The organism is bacterium, from assembly GCA_035559435.1.
Classification (GTDB): Bacteria; Zixibacteria; MSB-5A5; order WJJR01; family WJJR01; genus JACQFV01.
On the sequence record DATMBC010000087.1, the window covers coordinates 1 to 2,281 of the forward strand.

The 2,281-nt window shown below is 62.5% G+C and carries 2 protein-coding genes; one reads left to right on the plus strand and one right to left on the minus strand.

Annotated features, from left to right (window positions below; translation table 11 throughout):
- Positions 1-914 (minus strand): hypothetical protein (locus VNN55_10425; protein ID HWO57968.1); only part of this gene is annotated, 914 nt, incomplete at its 3' end.
- A 174-nt stretch (positions 915-1,088) separates the two neighbouring features.
- Between VNN55_10425 and corA the strand changes: the two genes are divergently transcribed.
- Positions 1,089-2,057: a magnesium/cobalt transporter CorA gene (gene corA, locus VNN55_10430; GenBank protein ID HWO57969.1), complete on the plus strand. Its 969-nt coding sequence runs from the start codon at positions 1,089-1,091 to the stop codon at positions 2,055-2,057.
- Positions 2,058-2,281: the final 224 nt, after the last annotated feature.

The window sequence follows — 2,281 nt, forward strand, 5'->3', positions numbered from 1 at the left end:
TTCCCGCCAATGTTCAGGAAGAAGACGTCCAACGGACGCAGGTAGCGGGCGGCCGCCGGGCTGATGACCCCCGCCAGATCCGGCAGCGTGGTCCCAATCGCCAGATGCAACTCCCTGTCAATCTCCGGCCATTGGCGATGCGTGGTCGAATACCCCGCCCCCACCCAGAGGGGAATGTGGCGGCGGCGGGAGGGACGGGCCGTCAGCCAGTAAACGTAATCGTCGTATTGCTCGTTCGAATGGGCGATGAAACGGCTCTCACCTTCGAAAAATGACCGTTTCACCGAGATCTTGATGTCCCACCAGTGCGGACCGTTGCTGCGGGTGCGCTGATATGCCGCCAGCACTCCCGCCGTATTGAAGACCAAGTCGGAGGCCCCGAAGCCCTGGGTGGGGTTGTAGGCATCGATCGGGTATTCGACCAAGAAGGTCCAGACCCAGGCGTGCAGGGCCGCCAGACGACGCGACGCGGCCGGGGAGAGGCCGGTCCAGCGGTACCCGGTGTGCAGGGCGCGGGTCAGTTCATAGGCGGCGAACAGATGCGACGTCTCATCGCTCAGCGCCAGGCCGTCGTGGAGATCGTCCTTGAGGTGGAACCGCCCGCTGGAAGTCCCCCAGGATATCTGTGACTGTTCGTAGGCCAGATATCCCGCTCCGCCCATAGCGACAGCCCAGAGGGCCAGGCGGCTTTTGATCGGGCCGCCCGGTGCGGCCGCTGGCAGCCGGTCGATCCCCATCGGCCGGATGTTCCAGGTATCCCTCAGGCCCGGCCGCCGCGCCTCCAAGGTCTGCAAAGTCAGATGTCCGGCCGTCGGCGTCTGGGCCCAAGCCGGTTCCGGCTCCATCGCCGCGCCAGCGGCGCCCAGCATGACCAGCGCGAGCAGACATGGAACGAGTCGGCGGCGGCAATTCATACGTCCGCAAGAACGCTCGAAATCCGGAGTTGTCAAGGGGGGCGCTTGGGCCGTCCGTGTCGCCGGTCGATTGGTATCGCCGGCGATTATTCCATTGCCGCGCCTTCGTGCGCGGGGCTATTTTCGGCGTTTTCCCCGACCGCCAACTTTCCCGGCCGGGGCAAGGGCCTCGGGATGATCGTCACCCATGTGTACCAGCCCGACCGCGGAATCGTCCGCCGTGAAGGCATCGAACCCTTCGATGAACTGATTCGCTCCCCGAATCAGGTCTTCTGGGTCGATTTCTATGACCCCACTGACGAAGAGTCGTATGTTCTCAAGGCCGACTTCAATTTTCACCCGCTGGCCATTGAGGACGTGATCGCCGAACTCCCCGGGCCGAAGGTCGACGATTACGGTCCCTATCTGTTCGTGGTTTTCAAAGTGGCCGACTTCGCCCCCGGCGGCGAGGGGCTGCGTTTCCGCGAGATCGACATCTTCCTCCTCCGCAACGGCGTGGTGACCATCCACTACGACTCCATCAAGCCGCTGGATGCCGTCACCCGGCGCTGCCAGAGCGACGAGCGCGTCCTGTCGCGCGGCGCCGACTTCATGTTCCACACCATCCTCGACCACATCGTCGACCAGTACGATCAAACCCTCGAACGCATCGAGGACGAGGTGGACCTGGTCGAAGACGAGGTCTTTCAGAATCCCGACGCCGAGATCACCAAGCAGGTCTTCAACCTCAAGCGCGATCTCGCCCAATTGAAACGCATCGTCACACCCCAGCGCGAGTTGCTTAACCGCTTCGCCCGCGACCAGTTTCCGCTCATCGGCGCGCAGGCGCGGCTGTATTTCCGCGATGTCTTCGATCACATGCAGCGCATCGCCGAATTGGCCGATTCCCTGCGCGACACGCTGACTTCCTGCCTTGAAGTGCACTATTCCTCGGTCCAGCAACGGGTCAACGACACGATCAAAGTCCTGACGGTCATCGCCACGGTCTTCCTGCCGGTCTACCTCCTGACCGGCATTTACGGCATGAACTTCGAGAGCATTCCTGAGTTCAGCTGGAAATACGGCTACCTGTTCTTCTGGGGCTTGGCCGGCCTGACCACCATCGCCATGTACATTTTCATCAAGACCCGCAAGTGGCTCTAGCCGGCCCGGTTTCTCCCCGTTCGCAATTGTGTCCAAAAAGTCATACATTCCGGCCGTGGGAACCGCGATGGGCCGTACGCGTTATCCCTAACATCCAGCCAGCCGAGGATCATGCCGGGACCGACCATCCACACCGCCAAAGTGCTCGGGCGCCAGCGTCTGTATCTGGACGTCCTGTACGATCCCGACCGGACGGGGCGGTTTTTCACCTGGCCGCATCCGAC